16 protein-coding genes are annotated in these 16,630 nt (G+C 46.4%); 7 read left to right on the top strand and 9 right to left on the bottom strand.

Features of this window, described 5'->3' with window-relative positions; translation table 11 throughout:
- Positions 1 to 12: 12 nt before the first annotated feature.
- The gene (locus ACO0K1_RS02385) at positions 13 to 252 is read right to left on the bottom strand and encodes a PP0621 family protein (RefSeq protein WP_423022302.1); all 240 of its coding nucleotides are present in this window, start codon (positions 250 to 252) and stop codon (positions 13 to 15) included.
- Positions 249 to 1,058, bottom strand: a complete 810-nt coding sequence (locus tag ACO0K1_RS02380) for a cytochrome C assembly family protein (protein ID WP_423022385.1) — start codon at positions 1,056 to 1,058, stop codon at positions 249 to 251. Before ACO0K1_RS02380 ends, ACO0K1_RS02385 begins: the two co-directional genes overlap by 4 nt.
- Positions 1,059 to 1,391: 333 nt before the next feature.
- On the opposite strand from ACO0K1_RS02380, the gene ACO0K1_RS02375 reads away from it, so the two are divergent.
- Positions 1,392 to 3,554 (top strand): S46 family peptidase, encoded by a 2,163-nt coding sequence (locus tag ACO0K1_RS02375; protein ID WP_423022300.1) that lies wholly within the window; start codon positions 1,392 to 1,394, stop codon positions 3,552 to 3,554.
- Positions 3,555 to 3,977: 423 nt separating this feature from the next.
- Here ACO0K1_RS02375 and ACO0K1_RS02370 read toward each other — a convergent pair whose 3' ends face one another.
- Entirely contained in the window at positions 3,978 to 4,409 is a 432-nt protein-coding gene (locus ACO0K1_RS02370) for a DUF5990 family protein (RefSeq protein ID WP_423022298.1), read from the bottom strand.
- Between the two features lie 111 nt (positions 4,410 to 4,520).
- Positions 4,521 to 4,874, bottom strand: coding sequence for a GlpM family protein (locus tag ACO0K1_RS02365; protein WP_423022296.1), 354 nt, complete (start codon positions 4,872 to 4,874; stop codon positions 4,521 to 4,523).
- 341 nt (positions 4,875 to 5,215) lie between these two features.
- Here ACO0K1_RS02365 and ACO0K1_RS02360 point away from each other — a divergent pair, with 341 nt between their 5' ends.
- Genes ACO0K1_RS02360 through ACO0K1_RS02350 form a run of 3 tightly spaced genes read left to right on the top strand, consistent with a single transcriptional unit; the run spans position 5,216 to position 9,523 of the window.
- The gene (locus tag ACO0K1_RS02360) at positions 5,216 to 6,745 is read left to right on the top strand and encodes a pyridoxal phosphate-dependent decarboxylase family protein (protein ID WP_423022294.1); all 1,530 of its coding nucleotides are present in this window, start codon (positions 5,216 to 5,218) and stop codon (positions 6,743 to 6,745) included.
- Positions 6,746 to 6,791: 46 nt separating this feature from the next.
- Entirely contained in the window at positions 6,792 to 8,042 is a 1,251-nt protein-coding gene (locus ACO0K1_RS02355; protein ID WP_423022292.1) for an ATP-grasp domain-containing protein, read from the top strand.
- Positions 8,039 to 9,523 carry a hypothetical protein gene (locus ACO0K1_RS02350; RefSeq protein ID WP_423022290.1) on the top strand — a complete coding sequence of 495 codons (1,485 nt, stop codon included), beginning with the start codon at positions 8,039 to 8,041 and terminating at the stop codon, positions 9,521 to 9,523. The genes ACO0K1_RS02355 and ACO0K1_RS02350 overlap by 4 nt, the downstream gene beginning before the upstream one ends.
- Before the next feature lie 103 nt (positions 9,524 to 9,626).
- Here ACO0K1_RS02350 and ACO0K1_RS02345 read toward each other — a convergent pair whose 3' ends face one another.
- The 4 genes from ACO0K1_RS02345 to ACO0K1_RS02330 form a co-directional block, all read right to left on the bottom strand.
- Positions 9,627 to 10,049 carry a flagellar protein FlaG gene (locus ACO0K1_RS02345; protein ID WP_423022288.1) on the bottom strand — a complete coding sequence of 141 codons (423 nt, stop codon included), beginning with the start codon at positions 10,047 to 10,049 and terminating at the stop codon, positions 9,627 to 9,629.
- Between the two features lie 474 nt (positions 10,050 to 10,523).
- Entirely contained in the window at positions 10,524 to 11,330 is an 807-nt protein-coding gene (locus tag ACO0K1_RS02340; RefSeq protein WP_423022286.1) for an ABC transporter ATP-binding protein, read from the bottom strand.
- A gap of 1 nt (position 11,331) precedes the next feature.
- Entirely contained in the window at positions 11,332 to 12,150 is an 819-nt protein-coding gene (locus ACO0K1_RS02335) for an ABC transporter permease (protein WP_423022284.1), read from the bottom strand.
- A gap of 92 nt (positions 12,151 to 12,242) precedes the next feature.
- A complete protein-coding gene (locus ACO0K1_RS02330) occupies positions 12,243 to 13,214 on the bottom strand; it encodes an ABC transporter substrate-binding protein (RefSeq protein ID WP_423022282.1) in 972 nt (323 codons plus the stop codon).
- A 222-nt stretch (positions 13,215 to 13,436) separates the two neighbouring features.
- On the opposite strand from ACO0K1_RS02330, the gene ACO0K1_RS02325 reads away from it, so the two are divergent.
- From ACO0K1_RS02325 to ACO0K1_RS02315, 3 genes are all read left to right on the top strand, one after another.
- Positions 13,437 to 13,571, top strand: a complete 135-nt coding sequence (locus ACO0K1_RS02325) for a hypothetical protein (RefSeq protein ID WP_423022280.1) — start codon at positions 13,437 to 13,439, stop codon at positions 13,569 to 13,571.
- Positions 13,564 to 14,931 carry a signal recognition particle protein gene (gene ffh / locus ACO0K1_RS02320; protein WP_423022278.1) on the top strand — a complete coding sequence of 456 codons (1,368 nt, stop codon included), beginning with the start codon at positions 13,564 to 13,566 and terminating at the stop codon, positions 14,929 to 14,931. Before ACO0K1_RS02325 ends, ffh begins: the two co-directional genes overlap by 8 nt.
- Before the next feature lie 259 nt (positions 14,932 to 15,190).
- Positions 15,191 to 15,607, top strand: coding sequence for an SWIB/MDM2 domain-containing protein (locus ACO0K1_RS02315; RefSeq protein WP_423022276.1), 417 nt, complete (start codon positions 15,191 to 15,193; stop codon positions 15,605 to 15,607).
- A gap of 342 nt (positions 15,608 to 15,949) precedes the next feature.
- Here ACO0K1_RS02315 and ACO0K1_RS02310 read toward each other — a convergent pair whose 3' ends face one another.
- Positions 15,950 to 16,591: an ATP-dependent Clp protease proteolytic subunit gene (locus tag ACO0K1_RS02310; protein ID WP_423022274.1), complete on the bottom strand. Its 642-nt coding sequence runs from the start codon at positions 16,589 to 16,591 to the stop codon at positions 15,950 to 15,952.
- Positions 16,592 to 16,630: the final 39 nt, after the last annotated feature.

Here is a 16,630-nt window from a genome sequence, read left to right as displayed (position 1 = left end):
ATATCTTCCGTGCTAATGTAAGTCGGCATGCGCAGTCGAACAATAGGATTGACCAGCACGAACCACTGCTTCAGAAGCAGGGAGATAAAGCTGACAGTGAGCGCAACACACCATACTTTCTGTTGCCGGTTCTTGGAACGACCGGGCAGAAGCACCCTCGCCATCGCCCCCTGACGTTGACAGAGGCTTACTTTTTTTGCGAATAGCGAGGATCACTAAAACGATTAAAATCAACCATACGAATAATTTCATGCCAGACTCCGATGTAACAAGACTTCCAGCACAAAGCGGCTACCTACGTATGCCAGCATCAAGGTCAAAAAGCCAGAGAGGGTAAAACTTAACACCGTTTTGCCACGCCATCCGCGCCAATGGCGTCCGACTAGCAGAACAGCAAATAAAATCCAGGAAAGTAACGATAAAATCGTTTTATGATCCCATTTGAAGGCAACTCCAAGCACCTGCTCAGAAAAAACCACCCCAGACAAAACCGTGAGTGATAGTAATACAAAGCCCAGCAAAATTAATCGGAATAGAATTTTTTCCATTTTCATCAGCGGCGGCAGATTATCGATCATCTGATTCAAACGAGGACTCAAAGGCTTCGTGCGTAATCTGTGCAAATGTTTGTCCTGCAGGGTCATAATCACCGCATGAAAAGCAGCGATGGTCAGGGTGCCGTAAGCCAGCAGCGCAACGGCAACATGCCATGGGAACATCGTCGTTTTACCTGCCAATGAAATAAGTGCCCCCGGAAAAATAGCGGGTAACACCGTAGCCAGAGCAACTGGTGGCAGCAGAAAGACCTTTAAGCCATCAAGAGAAAAATTGCTATTTTCTAATAAATAGACTGATACGGTCACCCACAGTGCGGATGACAGCATGACGGCGAATCCGATACGCAGCGCGTCACTGGCGAAAATGCTGCCCCACAACGTGGCGCCATGCAACAGCCAGGCGAGCAAACTCAGTCCCGCACCTGCCGTGCGCAACCGCGAAGGAACAAACAGCACGGCAATATAAAGTGCCGCAGCTAAAAATGGTAAATAGATTTGCATCATTTAAGTTTACACCATGTAGCTATTTTTTTTGAACTTGGATGCTATTCTTGACTTCCATCAATCTAAAAGCGATAGAAAATAAGACAAAGTCATATTCCAATGTCAAAGTCACTGCAAGACACCGGATATAGAACGCATATCTTAAGCAAACTTATTGAAATTACGAGTTTTTTTGAACTTTTTAAACAATTTTGACACTAAAGCAGGCAGTTGCAAAAAGTACATAAAATAAATGCCGACCCGGCATTTTTTGTGCTCTATGCCACATCGATTAATCACGATGCCATTCATTACCAAACCTAGTCAACAACTTCACTCTATATAATAAAGATGAAAAAGACACTTATTTCACTGGCAGTCTTCAGCATTTACCAAATTGCTTACGCCGACGAAGGCATGTGGATGCCACAACAATTGCCACAGGTCGCCAAACAACTTAAAGCAGCCGGCCTCAAACTTGATCCCGCCACACTCACGAAATTAACAGAATTTCCTATGGGTGCCATTGTGAGCCTCGGTGGCTGTTCAGCGTCGTTTGTGTCACCACAAGGTCTGGTCATTACCAACCATCATTGCGTATATGGCAGCGTTGCCTATAATTCAAAGCCCGAGAATAATTTACTGGCAAACGGTTTTTATGCCAAGACATTGGATGAGGAATTGCCAGCGTCGCCTGGCTCCAGAGTTTTTGTGACCAAGGACGTCATCAACGTCAGCAATAAAATTATCGATAAAAATGTTGCCAAACTCACTGGCAAAAGCCGCGTTGATGCCATCGAGAAAAATTCTAAAGCCATAGTCGCTGAATGTGAAAAAGATGCCGGTCATCGTTGCAACGTCTACCCTTATTATGGCGGCCTCGAGTTTTACCTGATTAAGCAAATGGAAATTCGCGACGTGCGTCTGGTTCATGCACCACCAGAAGGCGTCGGCAAATTCGGTGGTGATACCGACAACTGGATGTGGCCTCGTCATACAGGAGATTACGGATTTTATCGTGCGTACGTCAGCAAAGATGGCAAAGCTGCCGATTACAGCAAAGATAACGTTCCTTACGTTCCTAAGTTCCACCTGAAATTAGCGAAAGAAGGCGTCAAAGAAGGCGATTTTGTGATGGCGCTCGGCTATCCTGGACGCACCAACCGTCATCGTTTGCCGTCGGAAGTGTCCCACACGTTTGATTGGAGCTATCCGGCATTTGTTAAATCTTCAGGTGAATCGCTTGCTATCATCGCCAAAGAAACTGCCAACGATCCAGATGCAAAATTGAAATACGCGAGTCAGGTTGCAGGCATCAATAACTACTACAAAAACCGCCAAGGCATGCTCGATAGCTATGCCGGTAGCGATTTCCTCGCACGCAAAACGAAAGAACACGACGCATTAAAATCCTGGGTCAATGCGAATCCTGCACGCGCTAAAGAATATGCGCAAGATATTGCACAAATTGAACAATTGATTGCAAAACGCGATGCGCTGGAGAAAAATGAATTTTATCTGGATCGCTCGTTCCCACGCCTATTAAATTCCGCACGTGTCTTATATCGACTGGCAAATGAGAACCTCAAACCCGATGCAGAACGTAAATCTGGTTATCAGGTTCGAGATCTGCCGCGCATCAAAGCGGGTGTGGAAGCCGTAGAACGCAGCTACGTCGAAAGCGTAGATAAAGCATTGGTTCTCAACAATCTCAAACAATATGTGGCGCAACCTGCTGCGGAGAGAAATCCAAATTTCGACGCTGCGATCGGCATCAAAGATGGCATGTCGGAATCCGATCTGAAGACATTACTCGATCAGATTTATGCAGGGAGCAAACTTAACGACAAGGCAACACGTACTGCATGGTTGACTCGTACACCAACAGAATTCGCATCGAGCAGCGACAGCTTTATCAAAGCTGCGGCAGCGATGTACGAAAGCAGTTTGAAACGCGAAGCGGAAGAAGAAGAACTGTCAGGCAACATCCAACAAGCCTACGCTAATTACATGAAAGCCAAAATCGCCTTCATGCAAAGTAAAGGCCAGGCCGTTTATCCTGATGCTAACAGCACTTTACGCGTCACCTTTGGTAATATCGCTGGCCGCGACCATGGCACTGCTGACGGTCTGGCATGGACTGCTTTCACGACGGTCGATGGCATTCCACCAAAAGCAACAGGCAGCGGTGAATTCAACGCACCTGCAAATGAATTGGCCGCAATTAAAGCCAGAGATTTTGGCGTGTACGCAGATGCAAAACTGAAAACAGTACCAGTCGACTATCTGGCAACACTGGATATCACTGGCGGTAACTCTGGCTCTGCCGCATTGAATTCCAAAGCAGAATTGATCGGTCTGGCCTTTGACGGCACACTGGACTCGATCATTTCAGACTGGGATTTCAACAAGGCCAACACACGTTCAATTCAGGTCGATATTCGCTACATTCTCTGGAATATGAAGCACGTAGAAAAATATGACCGCCTCATCAAAGAAATGAACGCAGAGTAATTCACCATTCATTACGTTTGAGTAAAAGCGCTGGATACCTCAATCCGGCGTTTTTTTTCATTCTTCGACTACCTTGATCTCAGTTGAAGCTTGTAAATTCGAATGTCATCGATGTCGAGCTATGTCGAGAGATACCGCGAAATAACGCTCAATACCGCGCAATACCGATCTACACCGGACAACTCTTCGTCCCGATATAAACAAAAATTGGCACTGAATACACAATCTTTTCATCAAGGCATCTGACATCAATACCAAGATGATTGAACCCTATATCGTTGGTAATCATCTGCCGGCAGCCAAAGACGCTCGACGAAGCGATGTGAACAATGCTTTGATTTAAACCCTTAAACCTATACCCGACCTAAGCTGGCTGGCAGAAATTGCATACGACAGCGCTGTAGCCAGAGTCTGAATTTTCAATTACGTTACTTCCCAATGCATCATACGGCTTCCACCAATGTTGGCGCCAGTGGTCGTCACTCTGGGATTGTGATCGTTTAACAAGCCAACAATCGTTGCTTGCTGAGATATCGCTGTCTGAACATCAATGGAAGAAATGCCATTTAAGGGTAACTTGAGTCGTTGAGCGAAATTACCCTGAAGATTGCGCCAACTTAGATAAAGAAAACGCTCCTTTGGCGATCCATGACAGAATAGTCCGACAAATACTGGCGCATCTGACGTATTGGATTTTACCTCTAGCGAAAATTCAAAAATAAGTGTACTACCGGCGCCAGGGGAACCTTTAGCCAAATTACCTTCCTTGTCTTGCAATCCAAAATCATTGGCGGCACCGTTCCAGATGAGTGGTCCTTTTCCATCATAAATTAATTTAAAATTTACAATTTCCATCGTCAATCCTTTACTACAGATATAACCCGGTACCTTTGATGAACCTTGCTAGAAGCAATACCAGCACTGGTTGCGCCCGTCCTACCGCGATTGCCCTCATACAAAATATCTTCATTGATTTACCGCCGGAAAAATTCGAAACCAAACAAGTAACATGCATGAAGCTGACACCATCCACATGACCACGGCGGCGGTTAAAGTGATACTCAGCGACGTTCGAACACTCAGGAAATACACTGTAGCAAGATACGCAGCGTAGGGAATGAGTGAGCATAAACCGAAAAGGGCCGTGGTTTGCAAATCTGTCACGGAACGGCTCGTCCCGATAACGACATGGGCGATCAATGCAAATGTGGGAAATAACGGCACTAATCCCGCCAACACGAAATACCGTGATTTGCTTGCCAATGTAATCAATAACACCGCAAATGCACCAGTCAGACATTTAAAAAATAAAGACGTCATTAGTCGTATAAGTAGGTCGTATAAGTAAGCCGTATTAGTAGGAATTATAAGTAGGAATTATAAGTAGGAATTATAAATAGGAATTATAAATAAGTCATATCAGTGAATCATACTAAAAAGGCGTCTGACAAAGACCTGCAGCATCTTCATTTTTTCAAGCCTTGTCCAATGTCGACACCAGCAAGCGTAAATAGGACGCTAAAAGTTGTTTTTACGAAAATTATTGGCAAACATGTCGGTATCAGGAGGCGACCTCAGCCATGTTTTTTAAAAAAATGGAAAGTTTGCTCAAATTATGTGGCAAGTGAGATAATAAGCTATTGTTTTTTCACGACAAATTGATGGATAACCTGCCTAAAGATTTACCCGCGGATCTGCCTGAAGATTCCCCCAAAAACACACACCAAAGTCTGGATCCGGAAGACTGGAGTGCATTTCGCCAGCAAAGCCACCGTATGCTCGACGATATGTTGGATTTCGTTGAACATTTACGCGAGCGCCCAGTCTGGCAACCTATTCCGCAAGAAGCACGCGCCAAATTCCAGGTTGCGCTGCCGCAGCAACCACAAACATTAGCAAATGCCCATCAAACCTTTATGAATGATATTCTGCCGTATGGCCCTGGCAATAGTCATCCGGGGTTTATGGGATGGGTGCAAGGTGGTGGTTCGCCAGTTGGCATGTTGGCCGAAATGCTGGCTGCTGGCCTCAACGCCAACACAGGCGGACGTGACCAAATGCCACTTGAAGTAGAACGACAAATTGTACGCTGGATGCGTGAATTATTCGCATTTCCAGACAGCGCCAGCGGTGTTTTTGTCACCGGTACGTCAATGGCCAATTTGATGGCCGTTTTGGTGGCGAGAACAGTTGCTTTAGGAAAGAATGTGCGCCAACATGGCGTCCGCGAAGCGGCACATCAGCTCACTGCGTACACGTCTATCGAAGCACATGGCTGCGTGGCACAAGCAATGGATTTAGCTGGTTTTGGCACAGCAGCTTTGCGACGAATTCCGAGCAATGACTTGTTTCAAATGGATACTGCAGCACTCAGCGCTGCGATCGCAGCTGACCGCGCCGCAGGCTTGCAACCATTTTTCATCGCCGGCACAGCGGGCAGCGTTGATGTCGGTGCAATTGATCCTCTCAATGAGATCGCCGATATTGCGGCTCGTGAAGCGTGCTGGTTTCATATTGATGGCGCATTTGGTGCACTGGGTATGATGTCACCGAAAATTGCGCCACTACTTCACGGCATTCAGCGCGCTGATTCGATTGCATTTGATTTCCATAAATGGGGTCAGGTTCAATACGATGCGGGCTTTTTATTGGTACGTGATAGCACACAACACACGGATGCTTTCGCTGCACCAGTTGCGTACTTACGCCGCGAAGCGCGTGGTCTGGCGGGCGGTTCACCGTGGCCTTGTGATTTTGGACCGGATTTATCGCGCGGCTTTCGCGCCTTGAAAACCTGGTTCACTATACAAGTTTACGGTACTGAAAAATTAGGAAAAGTCATTTCTCAGACCTGTGATTTAGCGCAATATCTGGTGCAACAAATCGCCCTACATTCATGCTTGGAATTGCTCGCCCCTGTCGCGCTGAATGTGGTGTGTTTCCGCTACCGTGATCCAACGATAGCGCCAGCAAACCAACTCAATCTGGATGATTTGAACCGTGATATCGTCACCGATCTGCATGAATCAGGGTTGGCGGTACCATCAACAACAACGATCAGAGGACAGCTGGCAATTCGGGCGGCGATCGTCAATCATCGCACTGATCGATCAGCGATTGATGTCATGCTTAGCGCCGTCCTAAAATTAGGTCAGGAGCGATATTCTGCTGCGATATACTGCAGCAAATAAGTCTGAGGAAACATAAGCGACACAACAACAACCGAGAAGGAAGCGTATGTCCGACCGTCTTCAATATGCCTCGCAAGCCTTTGCCCCGCTAATCGGTGTTGCGCCGCTGATGCGCAGCGCATTCGCTAATGAAAATATCAATCCGATCGGCGAAGCTTTACTTAAGCGCGCTGAAGAAAATATCAACGATGCACATGCATTGATGGATTGTTCGGTCTATTTGCAAATCATGGGACATCACGATTTGGCAATAGCGATGCAAGCGCAAGCGATCAAGACGCAGGCTCTATATTCTTTGCCCGCTGACAAGTCAGAACCGGGATTTAAATTGCTGGTGATCATGGGGCCAGGCGACTTGATGTCAAATACGCCCATCGAGTTTCTCGTTGAAGATTCTGACGTTTCTTTAGATTTTTTGTATCTCACCCTCAATGCCGAATGGCCTGAGCTCGTACCCGATCACGATGTCATGTTAGTCGGTATCGCTGAATCGGAAGCCAATCAGCCGCTCTTAAAAAAAGTGGGTTTGTTGACCGCGAATTGGCCGCGTCCAGTGATCAATTTACCAGAGAAGATTGCGAATACGTCACGCGATGGCGTTTGCGCTACGCTGAGCAATTGTGCCGGCATTGAAATGCCAGTCACAGTCCGCGCTGATCGTACAACGTTGGAACAATTAAGCGCAGGCAAGATTGATCTTGCGACCTTGCTGCCAGGTGATGATTTTCCACTCATCATTCGTCCACTGGGATCACATGCGGGCAAAGATCTGGAAAAAATGGATCATGCAGAAAACTTGAAAGCGTATCTGGAACGGGTTCAAAGTGAACATTTTTATGTGTCGCGTTTTGTGAATTACGCGAGCCCGGATGGTCTCTTTCGTAAATACCGCGTCGCTTTAATTGAAGGCAAAGCGTACATCTGTCATTTTGCGATTTCATCACATTGGATGATTCATTATCTGAACGCAGGAATGAATGAAAGCCCTGAAAAACGTGCCGAAGAAGCCGAATGTATGGCACATTTTGAGGAAGAATTTGCGACCCGTCATGCCAATGCGTTACGTATCATCAATGAGCGCATGGGAATGCAATATCTTGGGATAGACTGTGCCGAAACCCACGAAGGTAATTTGTTAATTTTTGAAATCGACAATGCGATGGTAGTGCATGCGATGGACCCCGTTGACATGTATCCCTATAAAAAACCAGCAATGCAAAAAGTCTTTAATGCATTTCGGCAGTTACTTGAAAATACGCGAACACGCCAATTGCCCGAGGTGGGCACAAATTCATGACGGCATTCCCATCGACAGCAGAATTGTTGGTCTCCGGTGGTGATTCCAGAATCACGCCTGACCCACAGACGGGACGCAACAAGTATGGATGCAGCACGCTCCCCGATGTGGAGCTGATCGCTTTAGGATCGTCGACCGCATCGATTATTTCAGAACGGGGTCTGGCTGCTGCCAATCTCTTGCGCGATCATTGTGCAACACTGATTGAACATGCGAGTCCGGAATCCGTTTATGCGGAACAAATTCAATCCTTGCGCGTTGAGTTATTGTCATTGTGCGGAATTACCAACGACGACAAAGTCAGCACCTTGTTGGCAGCATCCGGCACGGATATCCATTTACTCCTGGCACAATGGTTAGAACCTGATCTGACGTTAATGATAGACCCGGCCGAAACTGGCAGCGGGCTGGTCGCAGCCTTACAAGGAAAGCATTTCAGTAGTGATTCGACTTGCGCAGGTGGAGCGCCGGCAGGTAGTGCTGTCAGTGATTGGCATGGTGAGTTAAAAACATTCGCGGCGCGCGAACCGGACGGTCGTCCACGGCATCCAGACAGCGTTGATCATGAGCTGGCGGCACTGGTCGAGTCTGCTGTCACAGCTAACAAACGTATACTGTTGATACTCACTGATGTTTGCAAAACGGGTTTGATTTTTCCTGATATTTCAATAGTCAAAAAACTCCAGCAACAATGGCCAACACACCTTCAAGTAGTGGTCGACGCATGCCAATTTCGTTTATCGACAGCGAGTTTGCGTGCTTATCTCGCCCATGATTTTTGCATTGCCTTAACGGGCTCAAAATTTCTGGGGGGGCCTACTTTTTCTGGCGCACTACTTATTCCCGATGCGGTCGCCAAGGCGCACCAGGATCAGGTTTTACATGCCGGGGCACGTGCTTACTCTTATGCAGCCGATTGGCCAGTTGGTCTCCATGCAGCTTTAAATCTGGAGGTTGGTGCAAACTTTGGATTACTACTTCGCTGGGAAGCAGCGATGGCAGAACTTCGTCGATTCGCGGCACTCAATGATGCGCAATTGCGGCCATTTTTACGGCGATTCTTTGACGTCGTTGGGACAAGACTGGCGCTAGATCCTCATTTTGAACCGGTACAGAATCCGCCCCTGGACCGAAGTGCGATCGGCAGCACCGGAAGCTGGGATAATGAACAGACAATATTTCCGTTCATCATTTACCAAACTCTCAGCGATGATCAACGTCGGCCACTGACCCGTAGCGAAACTGCTGCGGTGTATCAACAATTACAAAGTCCAACTACGGCGCCGTTACAAAAATTAAGATTTCAACTAGGTCAGCCAGTCTTGTGTGGCGAGAGAATGGGAACAGCCGTCAGCGCATTACGTCTTTGCATCAGTGCACCGATGTTGATCGCTGCGCAGAAAGAAGACCAAGCAGATAAAATAATTACCGACGCCTTACTGGCCTTGGATCGTATCGTTGAACTTGTGGCACTTCTTTAGCAGGAAAGCTGGGCCACCCGCAGCTTGAGTTTGATCGTGTATGGATGGTGAACAATGGTGAACGATGGCGAACAATGACGATACTTCGCCGCTACATTGCAAGCTACGCCGATTCGCGGATTAAGCTACCTGCGCCACCGTTGCCGATGGTTTCAGAAAGAATCAATGCTACTTTTGAGGGGATTTGCAGCAAGACTTGTTTTGTTTCCTGATCAACAACTTTAAGCACCATTTTATCGGATTGCTGATCAACGCTGAACTCGATGCTACCAAACTGAGGCTGCGCATTATGATTCAATGATGCCGCGGATTTTTGTAAGGAAGTCGATTCAGATGCAGTGGATTGGCTAGTCCCTGACGTAACAGAACTTGCCAGAGCGACAGGTAGTGATCCAGTTGATGGTGAGGTAGCAGGTGCGCTGACGAAACCACTGACCGCAGTCGACCCGCTCGCCGTATTTTGAATAGGCGAAAATGGTGCAGCTATGGTTGTTTGCCCTGAAAGAGCAATCGCGCCAACGTACATCACAAACTCCTCAAGCTTTCTTACACCTTCATCATAGCTACTAAGTCACCAATATGCGAATTTTATTAGCATATTTTATTCGTTTAGCCTGCTACGAATACTGGCTCCAGACAAGCATAGAACCTGGAATTAAAAATGTCGAACGCAGGTCAAACCTATTTTTAATATCAAGGCTAATCCTAAAACTTTCTATTATGAATCTTACTTACTTCAAACATGTAATAAAGTTGTAACGCAACCTATCAAAAAACGCATAAAAAATATACTCCCCATAAAAAAACGCAAATTATAGTATTTATCATTATGAATTATGGGGGTAATTTTTATACTGGCGTGAGTATGCAATATTAATACCTGAAAAACCTCAAGGAACTTGATACTTTTACGACAATGCCAGCTCGTCAGACAAGTTTTAGCACCAGAACTAAGTGCTAAAAATGCATCAATCAATCCGTCATTCAATACTTCATTCAATCAATCAATGGCCGCCAATTTCAATTCGTCATCATGATGCCGCTGTTGCTCTTCCATCACCAACTGCCCTAATTCTCGTTTCAGCGCATTAAAAGCAGCCGACGAGGGGTCACGCAAACGTGGCAAGTCAAGCACGATGTCTTTCTTCACGGTGCCAGGACGATAGGTCATGACAATGATGCGATCGGCCAGATAAATCGCTTCTTCGATACTATGTGTGACGAAGATGATCGTTTTTTTCAAGTCTGCCCAGATCCGCAATAACTCATCCTGCAAATTACGTCGCGTCAAGGCATCCAAGGCACCGAAAGGTTCGTCCATCAGCATAATCGGTGAGTCCAATGCCAATACGCGTGCGATCGCCACCCGTTGCCGCATACCGCCCGACAGGTCTTTGGGGTAACGTTGTCTGAACTCTGACAAACCAAGCATTTGCAATAAGTTACTAACACGTTGCGCAATCTCTGCCTGTTTCAAGCCTTTGATTTCCAAACCAAAGGCAATATTTTTCTCGACAGTCATCCACGGAAATAAAGCGTATTCCTGAAACACCATACCGCGATCCGGACCTGGATCAGACACCGTTTTGCCGTTGGCGATAATCGTGCCAGACGTTGGCAATGAAAAACCCGCAATCGCGTTAAGCAAAGTCGATTTTCCACAGCCTGACGGGCCGAGTAAGCAAACAAACTGTCCTTCTGGAATTTCTAAATTGATATCGCGCAAAGCGATAACTTCCTTGTCGGCCGTGCTGAAAATTTTATTCACGGCATTCACGTTGATATGCGATGTCACGCTTGTCGTCATCTCAGTTTTCCAATCCACGGTGCCACCGCAATAAATGTTTATTTAATTGGTTCATCGCAACATCAATCGCCAGACCCAGCATGCCGATGCTGATCATGCCAGCGATAATTTTGTCGGACCAAAAATATTCTCGTGCTTCTAAAATCCTGAAACCCAAGCCATTGTTCACGGCAATCATTTCAGAAACGATGACGACAATAAAAGCAGTGCCAATACCGATTCGTACCCCCGACAATATATAGGGCACGGCCGCAGGCAAGATCACTCGCAAAAACATCGTTGTCTGGCTTGCACCCAGATTACGCGCGGCACGGATGTAGATATTATCGACGTGATGAACACCGGCGATCGTATTCATCAATACCGGAAAAAAAGCGCCAATCGATATCAAAAAAATAGCAGGAGGATTGCCCAAACCAAACCACAAAATCGACAACGGAATATAGGCAATCGGGGGAATCGGCCGCAGTACCTGCAGCAATGGGTTGAACCATGCGTAGACGCGCGCACTCGCGCCCATCATCAGTCCCAGCGGTAATGCCAACCCAGCCCCAACAACAAATCCGACCAGCACGCGATACATGGTACCCATCGTATCGCGCAGTAATTCGCCCGACAGTACCCATGCAAGCCAACTGCCACTCGCCGGATCATAGGGCATCAATGGTGAAGCATATTCCAGCCACTTTTTCAGCACCGCCCAAGGGGATGGCAGCACCTGAGAATTCACCCATTCCATGCTGGTAACCAACTGCCAAATGGCAATCAAACCAATAGGTACTACGAGTCCAGATCCAATTTCACGCCACTTTAGTTTCATCGTCATTTCCTGTGGTCACACAAGGGGACAACTCGATTGGCGCCCCCTCGTTTTATATCGTTACGCGCTCATTGCAACAATGAATCCTTGCATCATGGAATATTCAGACTCTTCTTCGCTTGATCTAACAAGTCTGTTTTTACCCAGTCCTTCGCAACTGGCGGCTTCACCATGCGACCGACGCCATATTTCTGCATCAGATCAGTAGTGATCTGGATATGTTCGGCAGTGATGTCGTAGGTGTACGGAGAATTTTCGATCGCATTGATAAAATCTTCATGACTCACCTGTCCCTTGAACATGTTTTCGCGTACATATTTTTCTGCCAGCGCTTTGTTATCGATAAATGCTTTAGTCGCTTCTACAAAGCAATGCATAAATTTCTCTGCAACCGAGCGATGGTCTTTATAGAATTTTTCGGTCATAACCATCGTGCGTACAGGCTCACCTATTGCTGTGTCATAGGGTTTAATAATTTCTTTGCCAAACCCTTTGCTGATCGCCTGTGAAGAATACGGTTCCGATTGCATCATGGCATCAATATTTTTACCCATGAGCGCCTGATTCATGTCGGGAAAACCAAGGTAGATAATTTGTACATCTTTACCTGGCTGATCGGAATAAGTCAGTCCATTTTGCGACAATTCAGCCGCGAGCAAAATATCCTGAATCCCACCGCGGGTCACACCCACTTTTTTACCTTTCAAATCCTTGACCGTTTTTAAAGGCAAATCGCTGCGTCCCACTAAGCGAACACCACCTTTGGCAAAACCAGCCACCAGATAAATGGGCGTCCCACTGGCCCGCGCAGAAATAACCGCTTCTGAAGAGACGGCAGCGACATCCAATTCACCTGCAATGACGGCCTGCATGGCATCAAGACCTTTAGGAAACACCTTTTCGTCCACTTTTATTCCGCATTTGGGAGCGATTTCTTTGATATACGACACGGCACCATAATGGGCAAATTTAAGATTTCCTAAACGTATAGTTTCTTGAGCTTGTGCAGTAACGCAAGAAAAACCGCCAAGTACGATGGCACTTACCAAAAGCTTTTTAAACATCTGTGTCTCCTTTATTTATTATTCCGAACCATGCAGCGATGCTGACTGAGTATCATAGCTGAAGTCACCGCAAAGTTGACAGTTCTGCCAAAATGTCATCGCCATCGAACACTACCGTCGTAAAAACCTCGTCGTAAAAATCATTTGTAACAGCGATTTGCGACGGCAAGCGACGATGATCAGGTAAAATGCCAGATTAATTTGCAGTTGCGGGGGCGCGCCATGCACTTTATCGTTTGCCCAAACATCGACAAAGGCTGGATCTGCACCCAGCCCATCATTGCTACCATTGCAACCATTGCAACCATTGCAATCATTGCTATTTTTCAAAGAAAACCTATTCTTCGCTATGCTTGATAATCTTACCCAGCGCCTCGCCAAAGTCGTCAAGACCATGCGCGGTGAAGCCCGCCTGACCGAATCCAATACCGCTGACATGCTGCGCGAAGTGCGCATGGCCTTGCTGGAAGCCGACGTTGCCTTGCCTGCAGTCCGTGAATTAATTGCCCGTGTTAAAGAAAAAGCGATGGGCGAAGAGGTCATTTCCTCACTGACGCCAGGCCAGGCATTGGTCGGCGTTGTACAAAAAGAACTCGCCGCCCTTATGGGTGCAGATCTTGGTGAAGAAGCGTCGCAGCTCAGTTTTGCCTGCCAGCCTCCTGCCATTATCTTAATGGCAGGTCTGCAAGGTGCAGGTAAAACCACCACCGTTGGTAAATTAGCTAAATATTTACGCGAACAAAAAAAGAAAAAAGTCTTAACCGTTTCCGCCGACGTTTATCGCCCTGCCGCGATTGCGCAGTTGCAAACCGTGACCGAGCAGGTCGGAGCGGACTTTTTCCCCTCGACGCCAGACCAAAAACCGGTCGATATCGCCCTTGCTGCCTTAGATTTTGCTAAAAAGCACTACCACGAGGTCTTGATTATCGATACTGCTGGCCGCCTCGGTATCGACGAAGCCATGATGCAAGAAATTGCCGCCGTTCATGCAGCCGTTAAACCGATAGAAACCTTGTTCGTGGTCGATGCGATGTTAGGTCAAGATGCGGTTAACACCGCTAAAGCCTTTAATGATGCGCTGCCATTAACCGGTGTTGTACTGACGAAGCTTGACGGTGATTCACGTGGTGGTGCCGCCTTATCAGTTCGCTACGTTACTGGTAAGCCAATCAAATTTGTCGGCGTCGCCGAAAAACTCGACGGTTTGGAAGCCTTTGATGCTACCCGCATGGCGAATCGCGTGTTGGGCATGGGTGATATTCTGGCTTTGGTCGAATCCGCGCAAAAAGGCATGGATGTTGCTGCAGCGCAGAATCTGGCACACAAACTCAAAGACGGTGGCAAGTTTGACCTCAACGATTTCAAAATGCAGATGTCGCAAATGAAAAATATGGGCGGTTTATCTGGTTTGATGGATAAATTACCAGCGCAAATGCAACAAGCAGCCGCTGGCGCGAATATGGATCAAGCCGAAAAGCAAGTCCGCCGCATGGAGGGCATGATCAATTCCATGACACCTTTGGAACGCGCCAAACCAGAATTGATCAAGGCCTCACGCAAGCGCCGTATCGCCGCCGGTGCAGGTGTTCAGATCCAGGAAGTCAATCGGATGCTGGCACAATTTGAACAAATGCAAAGCATGATGAAAAAATTACGCGGTGGCGGCATGATGAAAATGTTGCGCAGCATGAAGGGCATGATGCCCGGAAAACGCTGATTTTTCACCGAAGTTTTCGTATCTGAAATTGTCGATAAAAAAAGCCGTATCAGAGGGAAAATTGCTCCGATACGGCTTTTTTTTGCACATAAATCCAACGAAGCTGAATTTCTCGCCTATTTTCGCTAAAAAGCGACAAAAAACACTTGCATCAGTGTAAAAACCCCACCACTATTAGCAATGCGTAAAGTGACGCAATGCAGGAGCTTTTCAACAATGATCAAAGCTCCGTCCACGAAATTTGTGAAGGAGGCTATTTATGGCAACAGCACCAAAAAAACCAGCAGCTAAACCAGCAGCAAAACCTGCCGCAGCGGCCAAAAAGCCAGTAGCAGCAAAAGCAGCCGCAGCGCCTAAAAAAGCAGCAGCAGCGAAGCCAGCAGCAGCGCCTAAAAAAGCAGCTGCAGCTAAGCCAGCAGCAGAACGCAAGCCAAACGCAGCGTTCATGAAACCAATGACAATCTCCCCAACTTTGGCAGCAGTCATCGGTGCAGCAGCAATTCCACGTACTGAAGTCACTAAAAAAGTATGGGAATACATCAAGAAGCATAACCTGCAAGACGCAGAAAACAAACGTAACATCAACGCGGATGACAAACTGAAAGCTGTTTTCGGCGGCAAGAAGCAAGTATCCATGTTTGAAATGACTAAACTCATTTCTGGTCACCTGTCCTGATTTTTCAGTACCAGTGAACCAAAGTTGCTTTGGGAGACTTAATGGGACGTAGTTATCCCATCCCAAACAAAAATGCCCGCATCGCGCGGGCATTTTTGTATATAGCTAAAATTCTTTTGCGCTTTTAAAATGTAAAAAGCAAATTTTAAATCTGCGCCGCACCTTTTCTCAAAAAGGTAATCCAAACCAATAAATGTACAAGGACATCCCGGCGACGCCCGTCAACATGCCGAGCGACATTATCACGACGTATTTCACGCCATCAGAATAATCATCCATATCACAGACTCCGTAAATTATTAATATTTATATAATATAATATAATAAATAGGAGAGGCAGATTTATTCTTCATTAATAATTCCCAAGCTAACGGCAGAAATTGCGTCAGTTCTTTCACAATCTAGCGGTATTCTAATCTCGCTTCCCTTGCAAATTTGAGTAATACCTCCTCCTGCGGATTTTACAATGGGATCAACAGCAGAGAATAAAAATATCCCTCCACGTGCTGAGATCGTGTTGTTCATTGCATCTGAAAATTGGACAGGAATTTCTTTTTTTGTTCGATACTCAATCCAAGAAAAAAAAGCTCTTTTCAGATTTTCGATGGTGCGTTGATTGTCAGCAGAATATGGCGCGTGGAAAAAAAGTATAGGTGCATTTGATTGATGGGAAAATTTTCTTTTATCTCCACCTAAAAAGGCCAGGGTGCATGCTGAGGCACACACTCCTTCTACAATTGTAGTTATGTTTTTACTGGATATAAAATTTCCAATACGCATCCCAGCACGCCATTCTCCCCCAGGGCTATTTTTAAAGACAATTGTATGAATAACGTGTTCGTTAATTAACGCAACAACGTTGTCAGCATCGGCATTAAGTAATTTACCTTCGATTAAAAGTTTGTCGTCATCTCTCACGACGCTGGCATTTAGTGCTGATGAATAAGCAATCGATAAGCCAACCAAAATGGTTCGAAGTCTCATAAATGTCATTGAGGTATTACTATCTGCAAGAAAATTTAC

The organism is Undibacterium sp. SXout20W (assembly GCF_049340285.1).
GTDB lineage: Bacteria > Pseudomonadota > Gammaproteobacteria > Burkholderiales > Burkholderiaceae_D > Undibacterium.
The sequence above is the reverse complement of the archived record's forward strand: the minus strand, read 5'-3'. Positions and strand labels throughout refer to the sequence as shown.